Genomic DNA, 26569 nt, shown 5'->3' on the forward strand with positions numbered 1-26569 from the left:
TCACTTGTCCCGGATCGTGAATGCCGCGTTGGGCAACTGGGCGTTGATCGAGGGCGAATACATGGCCTCGACCCGGCTCGACGGCAGGTTGTACGTCCCCGGCGCGTTCAGCCGCATGACATAGGCGATCGTGAAGCTGCCGCGCGGCACCCAGCCGAAATAGCCGCGCCACGAATCGTTGCGGCGTTCGATCCAGCTCGGCTGCACGCCGACCTGGACGTCCCACAACTTGCCGTCGGCGTCGGTCGCCTGGAAGTTGGTGCCGCCGCCGCCATTCTCTTGGGCGCCCAGCATCTGCGACTGGTTGGCGAAATTGCCGACGATCGTCGCGCCCGCCGGGATCGGATCGTTGACCACCACCCAGTTGCGTTCGGCGGTCGCCTCGACCGTGATCGTCACGCGCGCGACGTCGCCGCGAGTCCATTGTCCCTTCACCCGCTGGCTGACCGGCTCGACCTTCTTCGCCATGCGATAGCCGAAGAACGCCGCCTGCTTCAGCGGCACCGCCGCCGAGACTTGCACCGTCGCCCAGGGCGCGGCACCACTACCCTGATTCATGGCGAGCATCGTCGGCCCCGACGGCAGCGGGAAGCTGGCCTGACGCTGGTCGTTCGCTAGCGGCCACGCCTTGCTGATCGTCTGGCCACCGAGCGACATCGTCGTCGTCCCGGTGATCGCGCTCGCCGGATAGAGCGTGCCGAACTTTTTCGCCGCGATCGTGCCCCAGGCGTTGGCAGTGGTCGTGTCCCAGCGCCCGCGGACCTGACGGAACGACACGCCGACCATCATCTTGGCCGATTCATCGTTCCAGCCGGGTCGGCCGAGCGTCGCGATGACCGCCTTGATCGACCCTTCGTCGGCCGACGACATCAGCCACCAGGGCGACTTGTCCTGATCCGACAGATCGAGCCGCGTGCCCTCGTAAACGAGCCGCGTCCGCAGCACCGCCTCAACCTTCGCCTTCAGCGCATTGGCGTTGGCCAGCCCCGGCACCTTGTCGAGCGCGACGAGATAATCGGCGAGGTTCGAGGTCGGCATTTCCATCGGCGTCATGCTGATCTGGCCGAGCATCGCCGGCGTCGCCGCCCCAGCCCGCGCGATCGCATTGAACGCCGCCAGCCGCATCAAGCGCACGTCGCCATAATCCTCGTGCCGCAGACGCCCGTCGAGCACCGCCTTCAGCCCTTCGACCATCTTGGTCTTGGCGGCTTCGGGGATCGGCAGCCCGGCATCCGCCGTGACCGACAGGACGTACGCCGTCAGCGCCTCCGACCCGTTCATCTTCGAATCGGGCCAGTAGCGCAGCAGGCCGTCATTGGCCTGATAGGTCGGCAGGTCGCCGACCAGCGATTGCCACATCCCCATATCGCCCAGCGCGATCGCGCGGCTCAGCCGCTGTTCGAAACAGTCGTAAGGGTAGAGCATCATGAAGCGCCGCACCCCGACCAGCGGCGGCGCAAGCGTGTCTGTCAGTTGGACGTCCACCACGCCGCGACCCGGAATCGCACCCGCCGGCGGTGCGACCTGGATCTGGCCGTTATTGGCCCCGACGCGCGTCAGCGTCGCCGCCCATACGTCGGCCGGATAGGTGTCGATCACCTGTTGCGTCGTGGTCAATTTATCGACCGCCTTGCCGTCGGCCGACTTCGCGCTGACGGTCCATTTGAGCTGGCCCGACGCCATCGGCGCGGTCAGGTTCCACGCGATCGGCGCGGCGCCGCCCGCCGGGATCGTGACGGTCAGCGGTTTGCCGTCGGCAATGCGCGGCTCGAGCTCGACATTGGCCGTCACCGTCATCGGCTTGTCGGAGCCGTTGCGCAGCGTGAAGCCCGCCGCGAACTGATCGCCGGTCCGCACGAGTTGCGGGATGCCGGCATAGACGCTCAGGTCCTGCGCGGTCCTGATATCGGCGCTACCGGTGCCGAACAGTTGCGCGCCGTCGGTCGCGATCGCGACGAGCTTGAAGCTCGACAGCGCGTCGTTGAGCGGCACGCGGACGGCGGCATGGCCGTTGCCGTCGAGCGGCACCTTGCCCTGCCACAGCAGTACCGGCTGGAAATTCTCGCGGTTGAGGCCCGACAGGTCACCGCCACCGCCGCCACCCGCCTCGACCGCCTTCTTGCCGTAATGGCGCTTGCCGACGACCTGCGTCTGCGCGGTCGAGGTGACGACCGACAACGGCCGATCGCCCATCATCGCGGTCAGCACGTCCCAGCTGTCGTTCGGCGCGAGTTGCAGCAATGCCTGATCGACCGCGACGAAGGTCACGTCGGCGGTCTTGGCGGGCTTGCCGTCGGGCGTCTTGACCGTGATGTCGGCCATCGCGGTGTCGCGCGCCGCGTAGCGTTGTTTGTCGGCCTTGACCGCGACCGCGAGCTGATGCCCTTCCCAGCCGACCTTCACCTTGGCGATACCCAGGCGGTAGCTTGGCTTGGCGAGATCGACCAACGCGGTCGGCTCCTTCGCCTCCTCGGGCGCCTTCACCAGCCCCAGCGAGCGGCCGATGCTTTGCAGCCAGCTCATCCCGCCGGCCTTGGCTCGCCCGCGCACCGCCATGACCGAGACGTAGACGTCGGGCGCGTAACTTGCCGGCATCTTGACCTCGACCACCGGGTTTGACCCCGACAGCTTGGCGACGAAGCTCGACAGCACGCCCTCGCGCTCGACCGTCACCAGCGCTTCGGCCTCGCGGAACGGCATGCGCACCTGGAACCGCGCGGTCTCGCCGGCCTTGTACGAGTTCTTCTCCGGCACGACGTCCATGCGGTCGCCATTGTCGCCGCCGAACCACCAGTCGTCGTCACCCGCCAGCCAGACCGATCGCACCGCGCGGCTGACGTTGCCGTTCGCGTCGGTGGTCGTCGCGACGATATAGACTTCGCCCGACACGCCGGGATTGATGCTGCACTTGGCGAGGCCGAGTTCGTCGGTCGTCGCCGAGCACGTCCCCGGAATCCGCGCGGTCTTCATCTGATTGTCGTAAGCGTAGAACCCGCCGATCAACCGCCGCCGCGCGGTCAGCACCTGGCGGCTGTACAGCGCGACCTGGACGTTCTGGCCCTTCTTCGGCTTGCCGTCGGTATCGAGCGCGACGAAGTTCAGGCGCAGGTCGTCCTGCTTCATCAGCCAGCCGTCGGTCTTGACGCCCAACTGCACGGCCGAGGGAAATATCGGGATACGCTTCGACGCGGTCAGCACTTCGCCGTTGGCGTCCTGATAATCCATTTCGACCAACATGTCGGTCGGGCTGTCGAGCGTCGGGATATCGACCGAAGTCTGTGCCGTGCCATCCGCGCGCAACGTAGAGGGTAGCGTTTGGGTCGGGGGCAGCGGCGTCGTTTCCTCCTCGCCGTCGCCGTTGAGCGGCTTGGTCCCTTCCTTCACCTCGGTCCCGCCGAACGTGTAGCTGTCATAGCCGTCGGGCGTCGCCGATCGGCCGAAATAGCCGACACGCATTTCGACCGGCAGGTTCGACGCGCCACCGCCCGAAAGATACCCGACGAACAGATCGAGCGGCAGCGTCTTCGGGCGCACCGCGGCTTCCTTCGGCCCGGTCACCGTCGCGCGCATCGTCGGCAGCTTGTATTCGTCGACCTTGAACGACTGGTTGGTGTAGGTCGTACTGCCGTCGTCACCGATGACCTGAATGTCGTAGTCGCCCATCGGCGCACCCTTCGGCGCGACCCATTCGGTCTCGCCGATGCCGTTGGCGTCGATCGTCAGCGGCAAGTCGAAGGTCGTATCGGACCCGCGATGCGACAGGCGCAACTTGCCGGTGAAGCCTGCGCCGACCGAGAAGCCCGCGCCCATCGGCTGGCGTACGATATGCTTCATGTGGATCGTCTCGCCCTGGCGGACGAGCGCGCGGTCGAACACGGTGTGGAACACCTCGCCGGCCTTCGAATAACCGTAGGGCAGGTCGAAATCGTACGGCCGGATGCCCTCGCCCCAGGCGCTGAGCGTGAAGCTATAATCGTCGCCGGCGCGGGCCGAGATCATCAGCGGGTGATCGCTCGACCCTTCGTAGCAGCCGCCGCCATAGGCGGCCGGTTCGGGCAACCCTTCCGGAATGAACACCGCGCCCGATTTGTCGGTCTTGCCGTTGGCAAGTATCTCGCCGGTGCAGCTGTCGGTAACGGTGACCGCGGCGCTGGAGACCGGCTGGCCGCTGTCGAGGTTAGTGACCCAGACGAGGCTGCGTTCGCGGCCCCATTTGAAGTGCACCGCCATGTTGGTGACGAGCGCGGCGGTCGCGACGTAGCGCGGCGCCTTGCGACCGAGCAACGCCTGACCTAGTACCGGGCTCGCCAGTTCGACGACGTAGAAGCCGGGCTTGGTCAGCGGGATGCCGACGACCTCGAAATCCTTGCCCTTGCCCGGCAGGTCGATCTTCATCGGCGATCCGGCATTCTCGCCGGTCAGGATCGGTTTCGACCCGGTATTCTGGATATGGCCGGTGACGTTGCCGTCCTTGTCGGTGATGTCGTCGACGTCGTAATCGTCGGCACTGTCGACCGTGCGCAGCCATTCGGCGATCTGGCCGTCGGTGCCTTCGATCCGCATCGACTTGCCGCCGATCGCGAGGTTCTGGCCCTGCAGCGACGGTTCGACGTTGCGCACCGTCACCGGCAACACGCCGCCTTCCTTCATTTCCAGGATGCCGAAGGAGGCGGCGAACTTCACCAAAGGCGGCGCGGCGTCGATCCGGATATCGAGCGGGAAGCGTTCGGCGTTGGTCAGCACGCGGCCGCTTTCGTCCTTCACCTCGGCCGGGATCGTGACCTTGGCGGTCGTCGAATAGGGCATCGGCGCGGCGAACGTGATGTCGCTGATCGTCGCCGACTTCATCTCGTCCTTTTCGAACACCGGCTTGATGACGGTGCCGTCGGCGGTGGTGATGCGGACTTGCTGCGCGAGGCTCATCGCGATCGGCGCGGTGAAGCGCAGATACGCCTTCTCGACCGGATTGCAGCCGGCCTGCGCGTTGGTGCGGCTGCATTCGAACTTCACCGCGAACGGCTTGCGAACCGTATAGTCGAAGCGCTGGTCGGTGCCGGCGGGCTTGCCGCTCGCGCTGACGATGTTGCCCGACCAGACGAGCGCCATGTCATGCCCCGGCGGTAGCGGGCGGCGGCACTTGAGCGCGGTGACGCTTTCCAGCATCTTCTGCCGGTCGGTCATGCTCGCCGGCAATTTGGTCGGCATGCCGCCATTGTCGAGGAAGCTCGTCACCTCGTAATTGCTCTCGGTCCCCATTTCGCCGAGAATCTTGGCGGCGGTGTCGGGCGCGAGCACGTCGACCGGGATTTTCTCGCCCAGCCCCTCGACCGAGCAATAGGCGTTGGCGGCGACCGACTGCGCGGTCGCGGGCAGGTTCGCGGCGACCAGGAAGACCTGATCCTCCTCGATCTCGTCGCTATTCTCGCCCGGCAGGATTGCGCGGACCATCGGCCCGCCGGAATCGACGGTGAAGACCTGGCTTTCCATCAGCGCATAGCCGGACACGCTCTTGACGCCCGCCTTGGTGGTGAAAGTGCACTTGGTGCCGCCCGGCAGGCCCTTCTCGAATTCGTAGACGAACGTCTGCTGATCGGCCCACCGACCCGTGCCGGTGACAGGGCACTCGACGTCAAAGGGTGACGCCGCGCGTGGGTCGCCCAACGCGACCATCGGCTGGTCGAAGCGCACCGTGAAGCGCTCGATCGATCCGTCGCCGACGCCCGGCGTGGCGACGACGACGTGCGGGGAATTGTCTCCGAATGCGGCGATCGGCGCGAACGCCAGGGCCAGCAACGCGATACGGGCCGCGAGCTTCATTCCATCCCCCTTCAGACGACTTCGGCGAGTAAAGGCACGCTATCGCAAGTAGAGGCGAAGTCCAGCAGGATTCCGGGACAAAACGCGCGCTTGATCGAAGTCAATGATCGGGCCAAGCTAAGCTATTGGCGAATCGGGGGATCGCTATTGGGGGGTATCATCGCGGTCGTCGACGCGATTGCGCGCGAGACCGTTATTCTGGCCTGTATCGGCTTCCTGATCGGGGGGATCGACGATGTCGCCCTCGACGCGGTCTATTGGCTTGCCCGTTTGACGCGGCGCCGGTCCGATCTGCGCATCCTCGACTTGCCGGATCGACGAAGCGGCCGGATCGCTATCTTCGTGCCGGCCTGGGATGAGTCCGCGGTCATCGGGCGTATGCTGCGAACGACATTAGCGCGGTTCGGGGACGACGAATTCCGGCTCTATGTCGGCGTCTATCCCAACGATCGCGCGACGATCGACGCCGTCGCGGTGGTTGCGGAGACCGACGCACGCATACGACTGATCGTCAACGCGCGTCAGGGTCCGACGACCAAGGCCGACTGCCTCAACCAGCTGTGGGAAGCGCTATCGCGCGAGGAGCTTGCCGAAGGCTGGTCCGCACAGGCGGTGGCCTTTCACGACGCGGAGGATGTCGTCCACCGCGACGAACTGCACGTATATCGTAGCCTGCTCGGCGATTATCAGGTCATCCAGCTGCCAGTCCTGCCGCTGGTCGATCGCGGCTCGCCGTTGGTCGCCGGGCATTACATCGACGAGTTCGCGGAAGCGCACGGATTACGCATGGTTGCGCGCGACTGGCTCGGCGCGCCGATGCCGCTTGCGGGTGTCGGCTGCGCTATCGAGAGGGCATTGCTCGATCGCGTCGCGACCGCGCGCGGCGGGCTGCCGTTCGACGCCGACAGTCTCACCGAGGACTACGAACTCGGCCTGCGCACCGCGATGCTGGGCGGGCGGCAGATCTTCGCGCGAGTCCGCGATGCCGACGGCCGCTTGATCGCAGTCGCCGAATATTTCCCCCAACAGCGTACGCGAAGCGGTCGCGCAGAAGGCGCGGTGGATGATCGGCATCGCGCTCGACGGATGGGACCGGCTCGGCTGGGGACGCGCGAGCGATTGGCGCGATCACTGGATGCGAATGCGCGATCGTAGAGCGCCATTGTCGGTGTTCGTCTTGTTCGTCGCCTATCTCGCGCTGATGGCATGGGGCGCCTCGCTCGCGATGCATTGGCTGGCCGGCGACCAAGCCCCGCAGCCGAGCGATGCGATGATGCAGTTGCTGACGATCAACGCCGCGATACTGGCGTGGCGGCTGGTCATGCGCGCGTGGTTCACCGGCCGCGCTTATGGCTGGTGGCAAGCCTTCCTGTCGGTGCCGCGCATGCTTGTGGGCAATTTCATCGCGCTGATGGCGGCGCGAAAGGCGATGGCGAGCTACGTCGTCGCGCTGCGTGGGCGGCGGCCGCAATGGGACAAGACGCGTCACCGTTTCCCGGCCGAGGTCGAGCCATGAGCGGCCGCCCGATCCGCTTCCTGGGCATCGCGACGATGGGGTGGGTCGCCGCGCGCGCGTTCATGCTGTGGCCGACAGCGGGTCCAGCGGCGATACCACGCGCGCTCGCGCCGGCCGTCCTGGCCGACAGCGCGCCGCCAACCGCAATCGTTGCTCCCGCTCCGGCGCCGATTGCCTCGGTCGGGGTGCCGCAAGCTTTGGCCGGGTACGTTGCCCTCCTCCCTCCGGCGCCCAACCGCGCGAACACTCCTGCCGCGTCAGCACTAAACCCGGTGGCCGTCGTTCCGATCGGCTCGCCAGAAACCGCTCCAGTACCTGCTCCACCACAAACGCTGTTGGCTCCTCCGTCCGCCACCGCCCCGGCACCGGCCTCGAATGCCAGCCGTTGGTCGGCCAGCGCGTGGGTCGTGCTGCGCGATGGCCTGGGCATCGCGCCGGGGTTGGGCGGCGGACAATTGGGTGGTAGCCAGGCCGGGCTGCGCGTCGCCTACGCGATCGGAGACGCACGGCGGGTCGCGATCGTCGGACGCGTCGCCACTCCGCTGAAAGGGTCGGGCCGCGAAGGCGCCCTCGGCGTCGAATGGCGGCCGACCCCGCTGCCCGTTCGCCTAGTCGCGGAATATCGCGTTGCCCTGGATAGCGGTGCTAGCGGCCCCGCGGCCGGTATAATCGCCGGCACCGGACCAGCGCCGCTTGCCTTTGGATTCGACCTCGAAACCTATGGCCAAGCCGGCGTCATCCGCCGCCGTCGTACCGAACCTTATGCGGAGGGGGCCGCGCGGCTATCGCGTCGCGTGGTCAGTATCGCCGGCGCAAAAGTCGATCTGGGGCTCGGTGGGTGGGGCGGTGCGCAACGCGGCGTGCAGCGGCTCGATGTCGGACCGTCGCTCGGCGTCCGCATTCCCATCGCCGGCAAAGCGATCCGGATGTCGCTCGACTGCGGTATTATGTAGCAAGTGCACCAATGGTTAGATGGTTATCCCTTTGCGGGCTGGCCATCGCCATCGTTTGCGGTGCTTTCGCTATCTCGTTCCGCCCGCAGATAGCTGGCGACGTGAACGCCTTTCGTGAGTTCGGACCATTCAGTTTCAGTCCAATGATCGAGCGTTCCCGCGAAGGTCGCTCGGACTTTGTGCAACCGCTCGAAAACGTCCGCGTAAGCCACGGTGACCCTCACCACGATGCCGGTCCATTCGCGGGCCTCAACGCGGTTGAAATAGCAATACGCCATGTCGTCAGTGGATTGGGCGGCAATCTGGTGTTCTTGCTCAGGCAAGACGCGCAGTTCATTTCCATCGGGATCGACTATGTCGAGCATAACCTGTGCGGAAAGCGCTGGCGATTGCCCGCTGTTTTGGACTTCCGCGCTGAACACGAGCCCCCGTTTACTGCGCTCGCCCTTCAGCGAGATGACCGAGAGATAGGCTCTCGTTTGAGCCTCACCGATCAGCCGAGCGGCTTCGACCGCCAACTCGGCGGCGTCCGCCCCCCGCTTGGTTTCCTTCCAAGCTTGGCGGGCATACCAAGCGGCGAACCCGGCCGCGAGCAGCGTAAACCCGCCGATTACAAGCCCGGTGACTCCAGCCCAAAAACTATCGCGGGCAGCATCCGCAGCTTTCCATTGGGCGCAAAGATCGGAATGACGATCCTCTTTGTCGGGATCGCAGCCGGGGTCTGGTTGTGGGGATTTATTGGCCTCCTTGATCGCCGCCGCAATCTTATCGAGGCCGCTCTGTGCTTCGCGGCTGGCGCTGGCGTTGTCGCTCTGTGGCTGGCGATCCTTACCGGGCGCGGCGGCTAGGATCAGCCATCCGAAAGCCGCAAGGATGATGCACCGATAGCCTCTAGGCATTGGACCAGGAACACCGCTGTAAATTTTCCCCGCGCCAGCTTGTTCCTGATATTCGGCTCAGAGTCCACGACGCCGATTGCGGCAAGCTTTTCAACAAGCTGGCCATAGGTGACGTTGCGCTTCTTGAGTTCCGCCTTGAGCAGCCCCTTAACTTGCGCTTCCCACTTCGTATCGGTCATTTGCCACTCCGTTCGTCGCAAATGCACTCATATACGATACATATGCCCTTGCCAACAGTGCGGTAATGCCACTATATACGATGCATACGCAACGGATATAGTTACATGCAACACTTCCTCCTCTCTGCCGCCGCCCGCACCCTCAGTATCAAGGCTGTTTTCAAGATGGGCGAGGACGCGGCCTATCAGGCGTTCTGCGAGCTGCGTTGGCCGGAAACGGACGGCGAAGCTGTTTGCCCCAAGTGCGGTTGCTGCGAGACGTACAACATCACGTCGCGCCGTCGCTTCAAGTGCGTCGGTTGCCATGCGCAGTTCAGCGTCACCAGCGGCACGATCTTCGCCAGCCGCAAGCTGTCGTTCACCGATCTGCTCGCGGCTATCGTAATTTTCGTGAACGGCGCGAAGGGCGTTTCGGCGTTGCAAGTCAGCCGCGATCTGGACGTCCAGTATAAGACTGCGTTCGTCCTGTCGCACAAGCTACGCGAAGCCATGGCGCTGGAAGATGCCGGTCAGAAGCTTGGCGGCGTGGTCGAGGTCGATGGCGCGTACTTTGGCGGCTACGTGAAGCCCGCGAACGTCAAGACCGACCGCCGGGATCGCCGCTTCAAGATGCACCAGTCGGGCAAGCGCCAGTCGCTGGTCGTCATCCGCGAGCGTGGCGGCGATATGCTGACGTTCGTCGGCAAGAGCGAAGGCGAGGGCGTCGCCCATGTCGCCCGCGTTGTCGAGGCCGGGTCGGTCGTTCATGCCGACGAGGCTTCGCATTGGGACGCGCTGCACGGTCGTTACGAGACGTTCCGCATCAACCACAGCGAAGCCTATTCGCTCGACGGCGCTTGCACCAATCAGGCGGAGAGCTTTTTCAGCCGTCTGCGTCGTGCGGAAGTCGGCACGCACCATCATATCGCGGGGCCGTATCTCTACGCCTATGCGGGCGAAATGGCTTGGCGCGAGGACAACCGGCGCGTCGCCAATGGCGATCAAGCCGCGATGGTCGTCCGGTCGGCCATGGTGTCGCCTGTGTCGCGCAAGTGGGCGGGTTACTGGCAGCGGGCAGATTGACAAACCACCGGTATTCTGATACCCGTCAGAATCCCGGTGGAGTTATGTCATGACTTACCTAAATCGCGTTGCGTCGGCTCTTTGCCTTCTCGGGCTTTGGTCGCCGAATTGGCTCCCGCGATCTACTCGTGCGCTACAATCAGACGCCAGCGAATAGCGCCCTGCGCGACGGTATGCTGGTGGTGGTTCTGCGGGGGCATTGTGTGTCCTTGCGTTGACACGATTTCCCGGCCGCAGCCCTCACAGCGATAAATACCAGAATACGGCACCGTACTAGCCGGATGCGTGATCTGGTCGAACGCCGCGTGGTTGATCTGTTTAACGAATTGGGGGTACTTAAAGGTAGCCATCTTTTTGGCCTCCATAGGGATTGACCCCTGCGGACAGCCATGCGATTCTCGGGTTTCCAATGCGAGGTCTTGTGGCGTGCCGCAGGGGCTTGGAAGGGTCAGCTTCGCGCTGGCCCTTTTCGTTTGTGCCAGCCATCTTGCTGGATCAGCGCCTCGCTGGATTTCTCTGGTTGAGTTGCACAATCTCCTCGCGCGCACGACTCGCGCGAGGCTCACTTACGCTGGCAGCACTCCCAACGCAACTCTTTCGTAATTCTTTTTCCACAGAATGCATTTCCGGGTGGACTCCGAATTGACAATTGTCATCGTTTGTGATGTATGGCCATCGGGAGATATCTAATGGCTGACTTGCTGCAACAAGCAATCGAGCGCCGGAACGCCTTGCGGCGGGAACTCGAAGCTCTCGATCGTTTCATCGCTGACTATGGCCCGGCGGTTCGGGCTGAAAAGCAGCTTGACCTGCCTACCAACGCTGATCTTTTCGATATGGCGGCGGACAAGCCATCGCGGTCCGAGCGGGCCGCCACTGTAGCGCGCATGATGGACGACGCTGAACAGATCATTTTAGCGACGGGACGACCCATGACGCGTAGCCAATTGCTTGCGCGCCTGACCGATGGTGGTCATCGGATCGACGGGGGCGATCAAAGTAAAGTTCTAGGGACCAACATCTGGCGGTCACGTCGTTTCCACAACATTCTCGGCGCGGGTTACTGGCCAAAAAGCGCGCCGATACCGGAAGCATTCAAGCGATTTACCATCCGAGATAGCATGTTGAGTGCCTGAGCCGGTTCTGTTCTTAACTCGTTAACGTGGCGAGCCGCCACTCCAACTCCCCGCCATTCCCATACCATTCGCCTCAGTAACCGCGACGTTCCCTCTCGCGGCGGGCGACGTTCTTATGGCTCATGTAGCGTAAACGGGCGCCCAGTGCGGCCAGGGCAACGACCATTAGAGCGATAAGCGTATAAGCGATAATCAAACGATCAGGCATCTTGTTACTCCGACGGTCAGATACTCAACCGCCATTCAAGCTCCCCGCCGTTTCCATGCCGTGCGCCCATTACGCGCCCCTGTCGCCTCATTTTTTGCAGCCCGTCGCCACAGCGCTTGCGTAGGTTGGTGAGCAACGCACGGTCGCGCTGATCTAGCCCGCGCTCACGTATCAGCGCTGTCGCCGCGCCCAGCGTCGTTACAGAGCCTTCCGAGCGTATCAGATCGAGCAGGAAGCGGTGCAGTCCGTCGATACCTTCACCGCGCCGCTTGTGTTCCGTCGCCAGCTTCACGGTCGGATCGAACACCCTTAGCGCGGCCTCTATCGCGTCTAGCGCGGACTGCTTTGCCAGCAGCGCCGAACGGGCTTCGCCTATGTCGCCGAGCAATTCCTGGTGCTTGCGCAGCAGCCCTGCGACCGTCTGTTGGTATCCATTGGCGGTTATCGCGGAGTAACTATCGCCGGATTCCTGCCCGTGTTTCATACGATGACACTACGTAACGCGGGCGATTACATCTATACGGGTCGTGGTGCATTTGCTACATAATGCCGCTCGACTGGCGTCAGCGCGTCGCCGGTAAGGCGCGGCCGGGATCGGGTCCCGTTCTGGTGATCGGCGGCGACTTCTAAGATCGCACCGTCGCGGTGCCGCGCAATTGCTGGCCATTGCCCAGATCGCCGCCCGAACAATTGAGCAGTTTGTCGATGCAATTGGCGATCCATTTCGCCTCGGTCGCCGGATCCCACGCACTGAAGAAATCGGCGTGGTATGTGCCGCCCGGCTCTGCGCCCATCATCGCATCCGACGACAACACCCATTTCGACGCATCCGCCGTGACCGTCCAGAACGCCGTCTGCGTATATTGCGGCATCACCTTGGGATGCTTGCGATCGCACTTAAGCTGGCCGCGATCGTTATATTTGGCGTAGGCGACGTGATCGCGGTGATTGGCGCTGTCGAGACGTTCGCCGTCCCAGCAATCGGGCGCTTCGATCCGCACTTCCAGCCGCATGCCGACAGCGCAGCCGCGGAGCGCCGCCTTCATCGTCTGCGACCGCTCATTGATGACGACGTCGCCCTTTTGCGTTGTGCATTGCCAGAAGGTGGAGCCGGTCGCCGGCTTGCCCGTCAGCATGTCGTAGCCGAAGATGAACTTGAGCCCTGGCGGAATGGCGACACACTCGTCGCCCTGAATCTTGCACAAGGGGGACGATGCGGGATAGCGCTTATAGTAGATCCCGAAGGTCGGGTTGACCACGCGGCCGTCGCCGTCGAGCATCGCCGGCTGCCAATAGGCAGACCGGTTGAGCTTCGACATGCACGTGCTGTCGCCCGTCGCGCGCAAGCTGGCATAGGTCGAGCCGGCATTGACCTTCGTGTTGCCGAAGAACGTATGGAGGTGCGATTTGCCGGGCTGGCCGTACCAGACGATCGGATCGTCGGACTTGGATATCCCCGCGGCGCACGCGAAGCGGAAAGCGCCGACATTGTCGGGCGCGGCGGACACGGGGATCGCTCCGTTACCCCAAGACGGCACCAGTTCGGCCGTCGTGTTGAAGTTCGACGCGATCGGCGCGACGATCGCGGCCGGATCGGCCTGCGGCGCTATTCCGACAACTTCCTGCTCGCGCGCAGGCTGGCCCGCCACGGCTGCGGTCGCCTTGGGCTTGGACGGACAGCCGGACTGCGTCTTGTCATTCGCACAGTTCGGGATCGCGCGTGCGCCGAGCCCAAGCTCGGCATAGCCAGCCAGCATCACGATCGCGGCCACGACGGCAAAGACCCAGCGGAGTTTCATCTACAGTTCCCGACGCTTGCGAAATCCATAGCCTTTCGCGGCCGACTTCCGAAGCGGAATCGAAGCATAATATCCGTCCCGGATTGGGTCCGGTGACCGTCATCAGGCGCGATTTCTTGCCCCGCATCCTTCCGCAAACCGGCTTCAGGCGATAAGCGCGGAGCGTGGATCTGTACCTCCCCATCGCTAACCTGTCGGTCAACGCGCTCGTCATCGTCGGACTGGGCGTGTTCGTCGGGTTGCTGTCGGGGATGTTCGGGGTCGGCGGCGGGTTCCTGACGACGCCGTTGCTGATCATCTACGGGATCCCGCCCACCGTGGCGGCCGCATCGTCGGCGAGCCAGGTGACCGGGGCCAGCGTATCCGGCGTGTTCGCGCACCTGCAGCGACGCGGGGTCGATTTCCAGATGGGCGGGATCATGGTCGCGGGTGGATTTTGCGGGTCGGCGTTCGGCGCGTGGATCTTCAAGGCGCTGCAGGCGAGTGGGCAACTCGATACCGTGATCGCGGTCGTCTATGTCGTGATGCTCGGGTCGATCGGCTGGATGATGGCGCGCGAATCGATCCAGTTCATCCGTGCCACGCGCGCCGGGGCGACCCCGCGCGCCGCCAAGCGCCGGCATCACCCGCTGGTCGCGTCGCTGCCGTTCCGGATGCGTTTCTACCGCTCGGGCCTCTACATCTCGCCGCTCGCGCCGTTGCTGCTCGGGTTCGGGGTCGGCATCCTGACGATCCTGCTCGGCGTCGGCGGCGGATTCATCCTCGTCCCCGCGATGATCTACTTGCTCGGCATGGCCACGCAGGTCGTGGTCGGGACCAGCCTGTTCCAGACGCTGTTCGTCACGGCCTGGGCGACGATGGTGCACGCGACGACCACCAAGGCGGTCGACATCGTGCTCGCGGCGTTGCTGCTGGTCGGGTCGGTCACCGGCGCGCAACTCGGCGCGCGGTTCGCGACCAAGGTGAAGCCCGAATATCTCCGCCTGGCGCTCGCGACGATCGTGCTGCTGGTCGGCTTGCGCATCCTGATCGGGCTGACGTGGCGGCCCGACGAAATCTTCACGGTCGAACTGTCGTGAGGGCGACGGCGCTCCTCCTGCTCGCGCCTCTGATGATGGGTCAGGCCAAGCCAGCGCCCAAGCCCGTCCTGGTTCCCGACGTCTCGCAGCGGCAGATCGAGATCGCCTATTCGTTCACCGGTGCCGAACTGCTGCTGTTCGGGGCGATCCTTTACCCCGGCGGTCGCCTGCCCGACGACGACAAGCCGACCGACATCGTCGTCGTGGTCAAGGGGCCGACCCAGTCGATCCTGGTGCGCGAGAAGGAACAGGTCGCCGGCATATGGGTCAACGCGGCGCGGCTCCGCTATCGCTCGGCGCCCAGCTTCTACGGCATGGTGTCGTCGCGGCCGATCGACCAGCTCGTCGACGAGCGGACGCGGGCGATTTACGAACTCGGGCTGCGCAGCCTCCAGCTGTCGCCCGCGTCCAACGCGCCGTCCGACGAACAGGATCGCTTCGCCCGCGGGCTGTCGGATCTCAAGGCGCGGACCGGGCTCTATTACCAGAAGCCCAACGCGGTCGAGATCACCGACGGCGTGCTCTACCGCGCGCGGGTCGATATTCCGGCGCGTGTGCCGGTCGGGCGGTTCACCGCGGAAACCTTCCTGATCCGCGACGGACACGTCCTCGCCGTCGCGACCAAGGAGATCGAGATCCGCAAGTCGGGGTTCGAACGCTTCGTCGCGCGGTCGGCGCAGCGCTGGTCGATCACCTATGGCCTGGTCACCGTCGCGCTGTCGGTGCTGTTCGGCTGGGCGGCCGGCTATATCGCGCGGCGGTTCTGACCTCCCGCCAAGGTTAATCACCTATTCTTTACCCCTGCCGACGTAAGACGTGGCCGAATGAGCAGGGGATTCTCGATGAGTGAAATGCTGGGCAGCGGCGCGTTCGCCAATGCGACACCCGTGGAGACCGCGGTGCCCGGAACGCCGGTCGGCATGCGCATGATCGGCGCGCTGATCGATATCGCCGGGTCGGGCGGTACCGTCCTGCTCGATCGCGACGTGCTCGAAACCTATGCCGGCGACCCCGATCCGGTGCTCGCGGGGGCAGGCTCGGTCGGCGCGCAGGTCAAGATCCGCGTCGGCGCGACCTGGATGATCGCCAATATCCGCTCGCTCAAGCTGGCCGAGGCCGGCGTACTCGCGCAGATCGACTTCCTGGGCGAAGGCGATGAGGAACGCCTGACCGGCAAGCTCTACAATTTCCGCCGCGGCGTGACGCGCTACCCAACGCCCGGCGCCGACGCCTTCCCGGTCTCGACCGGCGACCTCAAACAGATCTACGCCGCCGACAATCGTGCCAATGTCGAGATCGGCACCGTCTATCCGACCAAGGACATCCGCGCCTCGCTCTATATCGACGCGATGCTGGGCAAGCATTTCGCGCTGCTCGGCTCGACCGGTACCGGCAAATCGACCAGCGCCGCATTGATCCTGCACCGCATCTGCGAACTCGCGCCGCAGGGTCATATCGTCATGGTCGATCCGCACGGCGAATATTCGGCGGCGTTCGAGAGCACCGGCGCGATCTTCGACGTGTCGAACCTGCAGATGCCGTACTGGCTGATGAACTTCGAGGAACATTGCGAAGTGTTCCTGACGACGTCGGGCAACGAAGCGCAGATCGACAAGGACATTCTGGCCAAGTGCCTGTTGATGGCCCGCGGCAAGAGCCGGCTGGGGCAGGAAATCCCCAAGCTGACGATCGACGCGCCGGTCCCCTATCTGCTCAGCGACCTGACCAACCTGATCCAGCTCGAAATGGGCAAGATGGACCGCGCCGGCGACACCGCGCCGTATCTGCGCCTCAAGACCAAGATCGACGAGATCAAGGCCGATCCGCGCTACAGCTTCATGTTCTCCGGCATGCTGGTCGCCGACACGATGCAGGACTTCATCAGCCGCATCTTCCGTCTGCCGGGCGGCGGCAAGCCGATCTCGATCATCGACGTGTCGGGCGTGCCGAACGAAATCACCAGCGTCGTGGTCGCGGTGCTGAGCCGCATGGTGTTCGACTTCGCGATCTGGAGCCGCAACGAGCCGCAGCGCCCGATCCTGCTGATCTGCGAGGAAGCGCACCGCTACATCCCCAACGAGCGCAACGCCGACGGATCGTCGGTCGGCAAGATCCTGGGCCGCATCGCCAAGGAAGGCCGCAAGTACGGCGTGTCGCTGGGCCTGATCACGCAGCGCCCGTCCGACCTGGCCGAAGGCGTGCTGTCGCAGTGCGGCACGATCATCTCGATGCGCCTCAACAACGATCGCGACCAGGCGTTCGTTCGCGCCGCGATGCCCGAAGGCGCGCGCGGCTTCCTCGATTCGATCCCGGCCTTGCGCAATCGCGAGTGCATCATCTGCGGCGAAGGCGTCGCGATCCCGATCCGCGTCGCGTTCGATCCGCTCGAGGAATCGAAGCGCCCGGCGTCGGACGATCCGATCTTCTCCGATCTGTGGCGCGAGACCGGCGGCGAGGACCAGATCATCGGCCGCACCATCCGCCGGTGGCGGTCGCAAGGGCGCTAGCAGCGATTTAGCGCAGCTAAATCGAGATAAGCTGCGCCCCGGCCGGCGTTGCTTTAGCAACGACCGACGACGCGGCTTTGCCGCGGCGGGCCGGCTAAGGTTACACTAGGGTTACACTAGCGCGGATGTCGAACCGCCGCGCGCCTGCGAAGGCAGGCGTCCAACATAGCGCACGCGATATAACCCTGGGCTCCTGCCTTCGCAGGAGCACGGCCGAGGATGGCGCACGATATCAAAGAGCAGGCCGACGCTGTCAGACGAAATCCTACATTGCAAGTGATCTGAGCGAACGACTGCTGACGACCCAAAAGCTGACGTCGAAGCGATAGGCCCCTGCGGACAAGCGCGGACCAATAAAAAAAGCGGCTTGGCATTGTAACGCGCGGGTTCATCACCACCTTCCGTGGATCGTCGGCATCTTCTCGTAAGCGCCCTCGGCTGGGTTCCTGGTGTTCTCGCTTACTGATCGCGAGGCCGAAATGGACCTGAATTATCTTTTCCACCGCCACCAAGTGTCGATTATGCGAGCGGAAGCCGCAACTTGCGCATCGTCGCGCTCATCGCACAACAGTTTGGCTCGCGCTTATGCCCAGCGCATTCGCGTCATGCAGGACAATCTTGAGGTTGCCGAACCATTTGGCGTTCACGTCAAGTGAGCGGGATCACACTCGTTCCCGCTGGAGAATGCGGCAATGGCGTTACCCGGCTCCGCTTTCGGCGGTCTGCTGCTCGACGACTTGAACCGGGCGTTTTGGCGCGGCAATCCGCGATTGCGCTATTAGCGTTCCGGGCATTCGATAGTCGCGAAGCGGCGCGCTCCTTCATCAATGACGAGAATGCCGCATTGGGCGGTCGGCCTATCGAAATTGCGGGCAGTAGCCAGGTCGGCTTCACTGTCGTGAGCGAAGCTTTGGTCGATGGAAAATTCAAATGACGACGGAAGCGACCGCGTTTTCAGAAGTCCTTCGGCAAATTGGCGCGGGTCGAGGTCATCTTGAAGCACAGGAAGCAATGATTGCGAAGCTTGAGAACGCGGGGGGTGACACCTCAGACGCCCAGGCGGTTCTTTCTCGCCTTAATGAAGCCCAGCAGCTTTACATTGACGAGCTTGGTCGCCTTGAAGAGCGGCTCGGCTCCTCAAACGCGTAATCGCCACGATCGCAGCTAACCACCCAATAACGGACGTTACCGCGTCGTCCCCGGCTTGACCGCCATCAGCTCTGCATACACCGCCTTGAAGGCGCGCAGCGCGCTACCGCTCAGCGCGGCCATCGACGAGAAGGAGAAGCCGCGCGGGTTGACCGTCGCGCCGTAGCGATAGGTTTCGAAATGGAGATGCGGACCGGTCGACAGGCCCGAATTGCCCGAATAACCGACCAACTCGCCGCGCGACACGCGCTGGCCCGAGCGCACGAGAACGCGGCTCAAATGGCCATAGCCCGTGCCGACGCCGCCCGGCCCCTGAATGCCGATGAAATTGCCGTAGCCGGCGCGGCCCCCGGCCCAATTCACGGTGCCGTCGATCACCGCATAGACCGGCGAGCCATAAGGACAGGCGATGTCCATGCCCTTGTGCATGCGGACATAGCCCAGGATCGGGTGCATCCGCATACCGAACGAGGAGCTGACGCGGCCATTCACCGGCAATCCCATGAACCCGTTCATCCGGGTCTGCCCGTTGGCGTCGTACCAACTGCCGCCGTCCGTGTCGTCGCTGTCCTGGCCCGCCCATTTGACGAGCTGAACCTTGCGGTTGCCCATGTCGAGACCGGCGAACAGGATGCTGCCGATTTCGACCTCGCCGGTCGCGGCGCGGCGTTGCTTGAGGATGATGTCGAACGGATCGCCCGCCGTCACTTCGCTCCCGACCGAGATGCGGGTCGCGATCGCCTTTAGATAGTCGGCGGCGGCTGTGCTCGGCACGCCCGCGGCGCGAAGCGACTTGTAGAGGCTGGCGCCCGCCAGACCCTGAATGCGTAGCGGCGTGTCGTCGATCGATATCGCCTGGCGCTGCATCGACAGGCCGTTGGCGGTGCGCGTGATGGTCAGGCGGAAATCGAATGCGGGCTGGAAGCTGAGGCTTTCGATCGGGCGCGGATCGGTTTTCTTGGCGCGCGGGCCTTGGACGCCCTCGATCCGCGTACCGGGACGGATGTCGTCGAGCGACATCGTGCCGGCAACCAGATCGGTGACCGCCGCGACGTCGGCCTTGGCGATACCGGCGCGACGCAGCAGTGCGGCAAGACTGTCGCCCTCACTCAAGGCCGAGGAGAAAGGCAGATGCGGCCGGTCGGGCGTTTCGCCGAGCGGACGGACGAGGTCGTTGGCGGCGATGCGCTGGCCAGTATCGGCACCCCAGGCGAGCGGCGCGATGGCTTGCGCGCGGGCATTGTCCCACGCCTGACCCTTCAGCGCGCCCGGTGTCTCGCCGACGATCGGCCGCGCGAAACCGGGCGACAGCGCCCAGGCTGCGCACAGCAAGGCGGTGCAGGTCGCGGCGCCGCGGAACCAGTCGCGCGATCCGATCCGCGCGCCCAGATCGGGCGTCCAGTCGATTTCCTCGATGGCATGACGGAGGCGTTCGAGCCGCGTCGGTTCAGGCACCAGCATCAGTTCCGACGAACGCGCGGCGCTGCCGCCCGCCTGGTCGAAATGATCATTGCGCAAGAACACGACGAAACCGTCCCCGAAAAACGTATCGCCGACCCCCCGGCGCAGGCCAAAACACTGTGGGGACGGGTGGTTAAAGTCAATTTAAAGGCAGCCGAATGCGCGCCTCCCTGCGGCGAGCCGTGCAGCGCGAGGGACAGGTGAACTATGTGGCCCGGAACGGTTTAACGACCTGTGAATCCGCGGTCATTTTCGTCGGCGGGGGTGCGCTGGTGTTCCAGGCGGGACCCGGCGTGCCGAACGCGATGGCCCACATCAGGCCGAACCATAGCAACGCGCCGATCGTGATCGCGTGGAAGCGGCGGATCGTCAGCCAGTCGTAGGCGAGCCACGACGCGAAGAAGGCCAGCCACACGGCGAACATCCACGGCAGAAACAGCGCATCGACTTGCGCCGTCGACATCCCGCGCAGCAAGGGGACGACGAGTGGATCGTAGACTCGCGCGAGTACCGGCTCGAGCATGAACAACGTGCCGGCATAGACGAAGCGCTTGTGCCGGTCTGGTCGCCGCCGCTGGAGATAACCGAGCGCGACGGCGACCGAGTAGCTGGGGAGCAACAGGCGGTTGCCCTTGACCTCCGGGCTCATCGTCGCCCAGCCGTCCCATACGGCCACGAACACCCAGATCGTACTGAGCGTGACGCCGACCGCAATCGCGATGGCGGCGATGCCGACGGTGCGGTGCAGACGGACGTTGCCCGCCGCGATGAGCGTCGTCTGCACGAACAGGACGATCATCCACGCGCCGCACAGCAGCCCGTGGACGATGAACTTGGGGTCGCGGTTGCTCGGCTGGTCGACGTCGGTGAAGAGGTTGTCGGAGAAGGCGATCAGCGTCAGCGCCACCAGCGATAGGCTGGCCACCGGAAAATAATATCGGCGCATGAGCGAGCGCGGCATGCCTGATCCCCCGCCCCGACTATCCCGTACTTTGATCACGCCGCCAAGAGCGCTTGCACCCGGCGCCGTCCGCGCCGATGTTGTCGCGAGTTATGAGCGCGTACAGTAACCCGGTCACCGCGGTGCTCGGCCCCACCAACACCGGCAAGACGCACCTCGCGATCGAGCGGATGTGCGGGCATTCGAGCGGGATGATCGGGTTTCCGCTGCGGTTGCTGGCGCGCGAAGTCTATGACCGGGTGGTCGCGATCAAGGGCAAGGACCGCGTCGCGCTGATCACCGGCGAGGAGCGGATCGTCCCGCCTAATGCACGCTGGTTCCTGTGCACGGCGGAAAGCATGCCGACCGACAAGGAGGTCAGCTTCCTGGCGCTCGACGAGGCGCAGCTCGGCGCCGATCCGGAGCGCGGGCACGTCTTCACCGACCGGCTATTGCGGGCGCGTGGCCGCGCGGAGACGATGATTCTCGGCTCCGAAACGCTCAAGCCGATGATCAAGGCGCTGGTGCCCGAGGCGGAGATCGTCAACCGGCCGCGTTTCTCGACGCTCAGCTATGCCGGCGCGAAGAAACTGTCGCGGCTGCCCAAAAGATCCGCGATCGTCGCGTTCAGCGCCGAGGAAGTTTATGCCGTCGCGGAGATGATCCGGCGGCTGCGCGGCGGCGCGGCGGTAGTGATGGGCGCGCTTTCCCCCCGCACGCGCAACGCCCAGGTCGCAATGTTCCAGGCAGGCGAGGTCGATTATCTCGTCGCGACCGACGCGATCGGCATGGGACTGAACATGGACGTCAGCCACGTCGCGTTCGCCAGCCTGTCCAAGTTCGACGGCCAACGTCAGCGTCGCCTGACGGTGAGCGAGATGGCGCAGATCGCCGGTCGCGCGGGCCGGCACCAGCGCGACGGGACGTTCGGCGCGCTGTCGGCGGAAGGACCGGGCGCGTTCACCCCCGAGGAAGTGTTCGCGATCGAGGAGCATCGCTTCCCGTCGCTCGATTTCCTGTACTGGCGCGAGGGCGAGCCCGATCTGGATTCGATCGAAGCGCTGATCGCGAGCCTGGAAACGCGGCCCGCCCACCCTGCCCTGCGCGCGGCGCCGCCGGCGACCGACCTCGGCGTGCTCAAGCGGTTGGCCGAGGAGGATTGGGTGCGCGACCGCACCCGCTCCTCGGCTTTGGTCGCGCGGCTATGGGCAGCGTGCGGCGTGCCGGATTTCCGCAAGCTCGGTGCCGATCCGCACACGCGATTGGTCAGCCGCGTATTCCAGCATCTGAGCGAAGGCGACGGGCGCATCCCGGCGCAATGGTTTGCGAGCGAGGTCGCGCGGCTCGACGATGTCACCGGCGATGTCGAAACGATCGCCGGCCGCATCGCCGCAATCCGTACCTGGGCCTATATCGCGCACCGCAACGACTGGCTGGCCGACCCGGCGCACTGGGCGGGGCGCACGGGCGAAGTCGAGGAACGGCTGTCCGATGCGCTCCACACGAGTCTCACGCAACGCTTCGTCGATAAGCGGACGACCGTGCTGATGCGCCAGATCGGCAAGGATGCCGGCGCCTTGCCCGTCGTGATCGGCGAGGAAGGCGAAGTGCTGGTCGAGGACCATCCGATCGGGACGCTGGCAGGGTTCACGTTCACGGTGGCGGCCGATGCGCGGGCGACGGATAAACGGCTGTTGCTGGCAGCGGCGGAGAAACGGCTGGGCGCGGAACTGGCGCGGCGGGCGGGGGAATTGGCGGGGGCCGATGATTCCCAATTCGCCCTGGATAATTCCTCCGCTGTTCCCCGGCGAAGGCCGGGGTCCAGTCCGGCAAACAGCGCGCGCGGGAGCGCGCTGCCGCACGCTGTTGCTGATGGGCTGGACCCCGGCCTTCGCCGGGGAACAGCGGCGGTGGTGTGGGGTGGCTTTCCTGTCGCGCATATCGCTGCCGGGCCCAACCTCGCGCAGCCGCGCGTCGTCCTCGATCGCGCCGTCGCGGCGCTCGATCCGGCAGTACGCAAGCCGGTACAGGCCCGGCTCGATGCATGGCTGGCGGGGCAGATCGCGCGGCACCTTCCGGTGATCGTCCAGCTCGACGCGATCCTGCGCGACGCCGCGGCCGGCGGACCGCTCCGCGCGGTCGCCGGTGCATTGCTCGAGGCGGGTGGTCTCCTCCCCCGCCGCGCGATCGGGCGGCAGATCGAGGCGCTCGATCCGCCCGCACGCAAGCGGCTGGCGAAGATCGGCGTGACGATCGGCACGCTCGACTTGTTCGCGCCGGCGCAGCTCAAGCCGCAGGCCGCGCAGTGGCGACGCATGCTGATGCGGCTCGGCGACGGGCCGCGCGAGGGCGCGACGGTGCTGTCGAAGGGTGCTCCCGGCGCCGACTTGCCGCACGGCTTCCGCCCGCTCGGGACGCAGGCGGTGCGCGTCGATCTCGCCGAACGCATCGCCCGCGCGGCGCACGATGCGCGGCTCAAACAGTCGAAGACCGGCCGCGCGCCTTTCCTGCTCGACCCGGCGCTCGCGACCTCGATCGGGCTGCACCCCGACACGCTCGCGCGGCTGATGGCGCAGCTCGGTTTCCGCACCGCACGGCCCGATGCCGAGGGGCGTCCGCAATGGCTGTGGCATGGCCTGACCCCCAACGCCAAGCCGACCGCTCCACGCAAGGACAACGCCTTCGCCGCGCTCGCCGGGATGCTCGATGGCTGACAGTATGCGCCTCGACAAATTCCTGTGGTTCGCGCGGATCGTGAAGACGCGCAGCTTCGCGCAGGCGATGGCGGAACAGGGCCATCTGCGCATCGACGGCCGCCCGATCGACCGCGCCGCCGCGCCGGTCCGGATCGGCAACATCCTGACATTCGCCACGCATCGGGGAGAGGTCCGCACGATCCGCATCGAGGCGCTCCCCGTCCGCCGTGGCCCGCCGACCGAGGCCAGCGCGTGCTTTCAGGACCTGACGCCGGGAAACTAAGAACGTCTCGCATCAAGCCCGGATCGATTGACCTCAGCGAATCGCGGGCATAGCACGGCCCTCAATTCGCACCGTTGGGGAGCCCGAAATGACCTACGTCGTCACCGATGCCTGCATCCGCTGCAAGTATATGGATTGCGTCGAGGTGTGCCCGGTCGATTGCTTCTACGAAGGCGACAACATGCTGGTCATCAACCCCAGCGAGTGCATCGATTGCGGCGTGTGCGAGCCCGAATGCCCGGCCGAGGCGATCCTGCCCGACACCGAGAGCGGCCTCGAAAAGTGGCTGGAGCTCAACAACACGTTCAGCGCGACCTGGCCCAACGTCACGCGCAAGAACGACCAGACGCCCGCCGACGCCGACGAGCACAAGGGCGAAGAAGGGAAGTACGACAAGTATTTCTCTGCGGAACCCGGCCAGGGCGACTGACAAGCCGTCACCCCAGCGCAAGCTGGGGGATCAAGCGATATCGCCGCGTCGCCTAAGATCCCAGCGTTCGCTGGGATGACGCGGGGCGGCAAAATCCCGCTTCCCCAACGCGCCCTAGTCTGACAACACACCGCCCGACATCCTTTCGGGCGGAGTATTGGTACATGGCGATCAAGCGGGTTGCGGCTCTTTTCCTTCTAGGCATTTCGGGCATCGCGCTCGCCCAATCGACCGCGCCCAAGCCCAAATACGGGTCGTGGGGCGTCGATTACGCGACGATGGACAAAACGGTGAAGCCCGGCGACGACTTCTTCCGCTATGCCGAGGGTACCTGGCTCAAGGACGCGCCGATCGCGGCCGACAAGTCGCGCGCCGGCTATAATTACGACATGCCCGACGAGACCGAGATAGAGGTCCGCAAGCTGGTCGAGGATGCCGGCGCGAGCCCGGCCGATCCGAAGATGCGCCGAGTCACCGATTTCTACCGGGCGTATATGGACGAAGCGGGGATCGAGGCGCGCGGCAACGCCGTGATGCGCCCGTATCTGACCCGGATCTTCAACCTCAAGACCACCAGCGAATTGGTCGCGCTGATGGCCGAGCCCGGCTATGCCGCGCCGATCAACATCGGGATCAGCGCCGACCCGAAGAACCCGAGCCAATATACGGTCGATGCCGGTCAGGCGCGGCTCGGGCTTGGCTCGCGCGATTACTACCTGCTGCCCGACGCCAAATACGTCGCGTTCCGCAAGGCCTATCGCGACTATATCATGAAGATCATCGGGCTCGCCGGGGTGTCCGACCCCGCAGCGCAAGCCACGCGCGCCGATGCGATCATCGCGCTCGAAACGCGGCTCGCCAAGAGCCAGTGGACGCCCGAGGCGCGGCGCGATCCGGTCAAGACCTACAATCCGATGAGCCGTGCGCAGCTGGCCACGCTCGCACCCCAGTTCGAATGGACGCCGGTTTTGACGAAGATCGGGCTCGGCAAGATGCCGACCGTCGTCGTCGCCGAACCGAGCGCGGTGGCCGATGCGGGCAAGGCGATCGCCGACACGCCGCTGTCGGTGTGGCAGGATTGGATGACGTTCCGCTTCATCAGCGACCATGCGCAGTTCCTGCCCAAGGCGTTCGACGACGCGCATTTCGATTTTTACGGGCGTACCTTGCAAGGCGTGCAGGTGCAGTCGGAGCGGTGGAAACGCGGCGTGCGGTTGCTCAACGACAATCTCGGCGACGCCGTCGGCGAGATGTACGCGCAGAAACATTGGACCGCCGAAACCCAGAAGCAGATGACCGAGCTGCTCGGCGACCTGCGTGCCGCGTACAAGGAAAAGATCGAAGGCGCGGCATGGATGGACGCGGCCACCCGCAAGGAAGCGCTGGTCAAGCTCGCCGCGTTCGACCCGCGCATCGGCCGCCCGGTGAAGTATGTCGATTATTCGGCGATGACGGTGTCGGCCGATCCGCTCGCCAACGCGATGGCGGCGGACGATTTCGGCTGGAAGCTCGAACTGTCGCGGCTCGGCAAGCCGATCGACCGCGCGCTGTGGGACATGAACGTCCAGGAAGTGAACGCATACTATAATCCGCTGACCAACCAGGTGACTTTCCCCGCCGCGATTCTCCAGCCGCCCTTCTTCGATCCCGCCGCCGATCCCGCGGTCAATTACGGCGAGACGGGCGCGACGATCGGCCACGAAATGGGCCACGGCTTTGACGATGAGGGGCGCCAGTATGACGCGACGGGCAAGTTGCGTGACTGGTGGACCAAGGAATCGGCCGACCGCTACAAGACGCATGCGCAGCGGCTGGTCGATCAGTTCAACGGCTACGAACCCATCCCCGGCGTAAAGATCAAGGGCGAGCTGACGCTCGGCGAGAATCTGGGCGATCTCGGCGGGCTGGAAGCGGCCTATGCCGCATACCGCAAATATGTCGAACGGCACGGCGAGCCGCCGGTGATCGACGGCTATACCGGCGACCAGCGCTTTTTCATCGCCTATGCGCAGAGCTGGCAGGGCAAGGCCCGCGAAGGCGCATTGCGCGCGCAATTGCTGTCCAACCCGCACAGCCCCGAGGAATATCGCGTCAACGGGATCGTGCGGAACATGGACGCCTGGTACGCCGCGTTCAACGTGAAGCCGGGGGACAAGCTGTATCTGAAGCCCGAGGAGCGCGTGCACGTCTGGTAGCTTGCGCGACGGTGGTAGGGCCGCGAGACGGTGATTAGCGCTGCTAATGACCTCGGCCCTACCCAGATTGGGAAACATTCCGGTCCTATTTCGCAACGCAAGGGTGGTAATTTTATTACGACTCTGTTAAATAGGCGGTGACGAGAGCCCCTTCTTGAGTCTCTCGTGTGGAGACACACGCATCATAACAGCCCACGTTCGGCGCCCGGTGACAGGCGCCGCTGCGGTATTTAGGGCAATTCCCAATGGAAAGGTTGAAG

General features: G+C 64.8%; 21 protein-coding genes. 14 read left to right on the forward strand and 7 right to left on the reverse strand.

The window, feature by feature from the left end:
* Nucleotides 1–5817: an alpha-2-macroglobulin family protein gene (locus FPZ24_RS14495; RefSeq protein WP_186728886.1), complete on the reverse strand. Its 5817-nt coding sequence runs from the start codon at nucleotides 5815–5817 to the stop codon at nucleotides 1–3.
* A 147-nt stretch (nucleotides 5818–5964) separates the two neighbouring features.
* On the opposite strand from FPZ24_RS14495, the gene FPZ24_RS14500 reads away from it, so the two are divergent.
* From FPZ24_RS14500 to FPZ24_RS14505, 3 genes are read left to right on the forward strand one after another with little or no spacing between them, the layout of a single operon-like run.
* On the forward strand, nucleotides 5965–6972 hold the full coding sequence (locus FPZ24_RS14500; RefSeq protein WP_338061658.1) for a glycosyltransferase: 1008 nt from the start codon (nucleotides 5965–5967) through the stop codon (nucleotides 6970–6972).
* A complete protein-coding gene (locus tag FPZ24_RS17875) occupies nucleotides 6959–7333 on the forward strand; it encodes a glycosyltransferase family protein (RefSeq protein WP_338061659.1) in 375 nt (124 codons plus the stop codon). The genes FPZ24_RS14500 and FPZ24_RS17875 overlap by 14 nt, the downstream gene beginning before the upstream one ends.
* Nucleotides 7330–8286, forward strand: a complete 957-nt coding sequence (locus tag FPZ24_RS14505) for a hypothetical protein (RefSeq protein WP_146573148.1) — start codon at nucleotides 7330–7332, stop codon at nucleotides 8284–8286. Before FPZ24_RS17875 ends, FPZ24_RS14505 begins: the two co-directional genes overlap by 4 nt.
* A 23-nt stretch (nucleotides 8287–8309) precedes the next feature.
* Here the strand turns inward: FPZ24_RS14505 and FPZ24_RS14510 are convergent, their stop codons facing one another.
* Nucleotides 8310–9185, reverse strand: a complete 876-nt coding sequence (locus tag FPZ24_RS14510; protein ID WP_146573150.1) for a hypothetical protein — start codon at nucleotides 9183–9185, stop codon at nucleotides 8310–8312.
* Entirely contained in the window at nucleotides 9137–9364 is a 228-nt protein-coding gene (locus FPZ24_RS14515) for a DUF6471 domain-containing protein (protein ID WP_146573153.1), read from the reverse strand. The genes FPZ24_RS14510 and FPZ24_RS14515 overlap by 49 nt, the downstream gene beginning before the upstream one ends.
* 105 nt (nucleotides 9365–9469) lie before the next feature.
* Here FPZ24_RS14515 and FPZ24_RS14520 point away from each other — a divergent pair, with 105 nt between their 5' ends.
* Nucleotides 9470–10426, forward strand: a complete 957-nt coding sequence (locus FPZ24_RS14520) for an IS1595 family transposase (protein WP_146573154.1) — start codon at nucleotides 9470–9472, stop codon at nucleotides 10424–10426.
* Between the two features lie 689 nt (nucleotides 10427–11115).
* Nucleotides 11116–11562, forward strand: coding sequence for a hypothetical protein (locus FPZ24_RS14530; RefSeq protein ID WP_146573158.1), 447 nt, complete (start codon nucleotides 11116–11118; stop codon nucleotides 11560–11562).
* 224 nt (nucleotides 11563–11786) lie between these two features.
* On the opposite strand, the gene FPZ24_RS14535 is transcribed toward FPZ24_RS14530, so the two are convergent.
* Nucleotides 11787–12254, reverse strand: a complete 468-nt coding sequence (locus FPZ24_RS14535) for a hypothetical protein (protein WP_146573160.1) — start codon at nucleotides 12252–12254, stop codon at nucleotides 11787–11789.
* A 142-nt stretch (nucleotides 12255–12396) separates the two neighbouring features.
* Nucleotides 12397–13569 (reverse strand): DUF1996 domain-containing protein, encoded by a 1173-nt coding sequence (locus FPZ24_RS14540; protein WP_146573162.1) that lies wholly within the window; start codon nucleotides 13567–13569, stop codon nucleotides 12397–12399.
* 164 nt (nucleotides 13570–13733) lie between these two features.
* On the opposite strand from FPZ24_RS14540, the gene FPZ24_RS14545 reads away from it, so the two are divergent.
* The 5 genes from FPZ24_RS14545 to FPZ24_RS14565 all read left to right on the forward strand — a co-directional run bounded on the left by FPZ24_RS14545 (nucleotide 13734) and on the right by FPZ24_RS14565 (nucleotide 18304).
* Complete coding sequence (locus FPZ24_RS14545; protein WP_146573164.1) at nucleotides 13734–14648, forward strand: sulfite exporter TauE/SafE family protein; 915 nt, start codon at nucleotides 13734–13736, stop codon at nucleotides 14646–14648.
* 35 nt (nucleotides 14649–14683) lie between these two features.
* A complete protein-coding gene (locus FPZ24_RS14550) occupies nucleotides 14684–15415 on the forward strand; it encodes a TIGR02186 family protein (RefSeq protein WP_146574582.1) in 732 nt (243 codons plus the stop codon).
* Nucleotides 15416–15490: 75 nt separating this feature from the next.
* Entirely contained in the window at nucleotides 15491–17155 is a 1665-nt protein-coding gene (locus FPZ24_RS14555) for an ATP-binding protein (RefSeq protein ID WP_146573166.1), read from the forward strand.
* Between the two features lie 479 nt (nucleotides 17156–17634).
* Nucleotides 17635–17811: a hypothetical protein gene (locus FPZ24_RS17280; protein ID WP_186728888.1), complete on the forward strand. Its 177-nt coding sequence runs from the start codon at nucleotides 17635–17637 to the stop codon at nucleotides 17809–17811.
* 274 nt (nucleotides 17812–18085) lie between these two features.
* Complete coding sequence (locus tag FPZ24_RS14565; protein ID WP_146573168.1) at nucleotides 18086–18304, forward strand: hypothetical protein; 219 nt, start codon at nucleotides 18086–18088, stop codon at nucleotides 18302–18304.
* 36 nt (nucleotides 18305–18340) lie between these two features.
* On the opposite strand, the gene FPZ24_RS14570 is transcribed toward FPZ24_RS14565, so the two are convergent.
* Nucleotides 18341–19828: a M23 family metallopeptidase gene (locus tag FPZ24_RS14570; RefSeq protein WP_146573170.1), complete on the reverse strand. Its 1488-nt coding sequence runs from the start codon at nucleotides 19826–19828 to the stop codon at nucleotides 18341–18343.
* Between the two features lie 142 nt (nucleotides 19829–19970).
* Nucleotides 19971–20726, reverse strand: coding sequence for a hypothetical protein (locus tag FPZ24_RS14575; protein WP_146573172.1), 756 nt, complete (start codon nucleotides 20724–20726; stop codon nucleotides 19971–19973).
* Between the two features lie 92 nt (nucleotides 20727–20818).
* Between FPZ24_RS14575 and FPZ24_RS14580 the strand changes: the two genes are divergently transcribed.
* The 4 genes from FPZ24_RS14580 (at nucleotide 20819) to FPZ24_RS14595 (ending at nucleotide 26309) form a co-directional block, all read left to right on the forward strand.
* On the forward strand, nucleotides 20819–23419 hold the full coding sequence (locus tag FPZ24_RS14580) for a helicase-related protein (RefSeq protein WP_146573174.1): 2601 nt from the start codon (nucleotides 20819–20821) through the stop codon (nucleotides 23417–23419).
* The gene (locus FPZ24_RS14585) at nucleotides 23412–23684 is read left to right on the forward strand and encodes an RNA-binding S4 domain-containing protein (protein WP_146573176.1); all 273 of its coding nucleotides are present in this window, start codon (nucleotides 23412–23414) and stop codon (nucleotides 23682–23684) included. The genes FPZ24_RS14580 and FPZ24_RS14585 overlap by 8 nt, the downstream gene beginning before the upstream one ends.
* A gap of 88 nt (nucleotides 23685–23772) precedes the next feature.
* Nucleotides 23773–24114, forward strand: coding sequence for a ferredoxin FdxA (fdxA, locus tag FPZ24_RS14590; protein WP_146573178.1), 342 nt, complete (start codon nucleotides 23773–23775; stop codon nucleotides 24112–24114).
* Nucleotides 24115–24278: 164 nt separating this feature from the next.
* Nucleotides 24279–26309, forward strand: coding sequence for a M13 family metallopeptidase (locus FPZ24_RS14595; RefSeq protein ID WP_146573180.1), 2031 nt, complete (start codon nucleotides 24279–24281; stop codon nucleotides 26307–26309).
* Nucleotides 26310–26569 lie beyond the last annotated feature (260 nt).

Source organism: Sphingomonas panacisoli, from assembly GCF_007859635.1.
In the GTDB taxonomy this organism is placed as follows: domain Bacteria; phylum Pseudomonadota; class Alphaproteobacteria; order Sphingomonadales; family Sphingomonadaceae; genus Sphingomonas; species Sphingomonas panacisoli.

What these genes read in the sequence shown, in the direction of transcription:
- FPZ24_RS14495 (WP_186728886.1), bottom strand. Translation starts at nt 5,817, where the DNA reads ATGAAGCTCGCGGCCCGTATCGCGTTGCTGGCCCTGGCGTTCGCGCCG.
- FPZ24_RS17875 (WP_338061659.1), top strand. Translation starts at nt 6,959, where the DNA reads ATGCGCGATCGTAGAGCGCCATTGTCGGTGTTCGTCTTGTTCGTCGCC.
- FPZ24_RS14505 (WP_146573148.1), top strand. Translation starts at nt 7,330, where the DNA reads ATGAGCGGCCGCCCGATCCGCTTCCTGGGCATCGCGACGATGGGGTGG.
- FPZ24_RS14510 (WP_146573150.1), bottom strand. Translation starts at nt 9,185, where the DNA reads ATGCCTAGAGGCTATCGGTGCATCATCCTTGCGGCTTTCGGATGGCTG.
- FPZ24_RS14515 (WP_146573153.1), bottom strand. Translation starts at nt 9,364, where the DNA reads ATGACCGATACGAAGTGGGAAGCGCAAGTTAAGGGGCTGCTCAAGGCG.
- FPZ24_RS14520 (WP_146573154.1), top strand. Translation starts at nt 9,470, where the DNA reads ATGCAACACTTCCTCCTCTCTGCCGCCGCCCGCACCCTCAGTATCAAG.
- FPZ24_RS14530 (WP_146573158.1), top strand. Translation starts at nt 11,116, where the DNA reads ATGGCTGACTTGCTGCAACAAGCAATCGAGCGCCGGAACGCCTTGCGG.
- FPZ24_RS14535 (WP_146573160.1), bottom strand. Translation starts at nt 12,254, where the DNA reads ATGAAACACGGGCAGGAATCCGGCGATAGTTACTCCGCGATAACCGCC.
- FPZ24_RS14540 (WP_146573162.1), bottom strand. Translation starts at nt 13,569, where the DNA reads ATGAAACTCCGCTGGGTCTTTGCCGTCGTGGCCGCGATCGTGATGCTG.
- FPZ24_RS14550 (WP_146574582.1), top strand. Translation starts at nt 14,684, where the DNA reads ATGGGTCAGGCCAAGCCAGCGCCCAAGCCCGTCCTGGTTCCCGACGTC.
- FPZ24_RS14555 (WP_146573166.1), top strand. Translation starts at nt 15,491, where the DNA reads ATGAGTGAAATGCTGGGCAGCGGCGCGTTCGCCAATGCGACACCCGTG.
- FPZ24_RS17280 (WP_186728888.1), top strand. Translation starts at nt 17,635, where the DNA reads ATGGACCTGAATTATCTTTTCCACCGCCACCAAGTGTCGATTATGCGA.
- FPZ24_RS14565 (WP_146573168.1), top strand. Translation starts at nt 18,086, where the DNA reads ATGACGACGGAAGCGACCGCGTTTTCAGAAGTCCTTCGGCAAATTGGC.
- FPZ24_RS14575 (WP_146573172.1), bottom strand. Translation starts at nt 20,726, where the DNA reads ATGCCGCGCTCGCTCATGCGCCGATATTATTTTCCGGTGGCCAGCCTA.
- FPZ24_RS14580 (WP_146573174.1), top strand. Translation starts at nt 20,819, where the DNA reads ATGAGCGCGTACAGTAACCCGGTCACCGCGGTGCTCGGCCCCACCAAC.
- FPZ24_RS14585 (WP_146573176.1), top strand. Translation starts at nt 23,412, where the DNA reads ATGGCTGACAGTATGCGCCTCGACAAATTCCTGTGGTTCGCGCGGATC.
- fdxA (WP_146573178.1), top strand. Translation starts at nt 23,773, where the DNA reads ATGACCTACGTCGTCACCGATGCCTGCATCCGCTGCAAGTATATGGAT.
- FPZ24_RS14595 (WP_146573180.1), top strand. Translation starts at nt 24,279, where the DNA reads ATGGCGATCAAGCGGGTTGCGGCTCTTTTCCTTCTAGGCATTTCGGGC.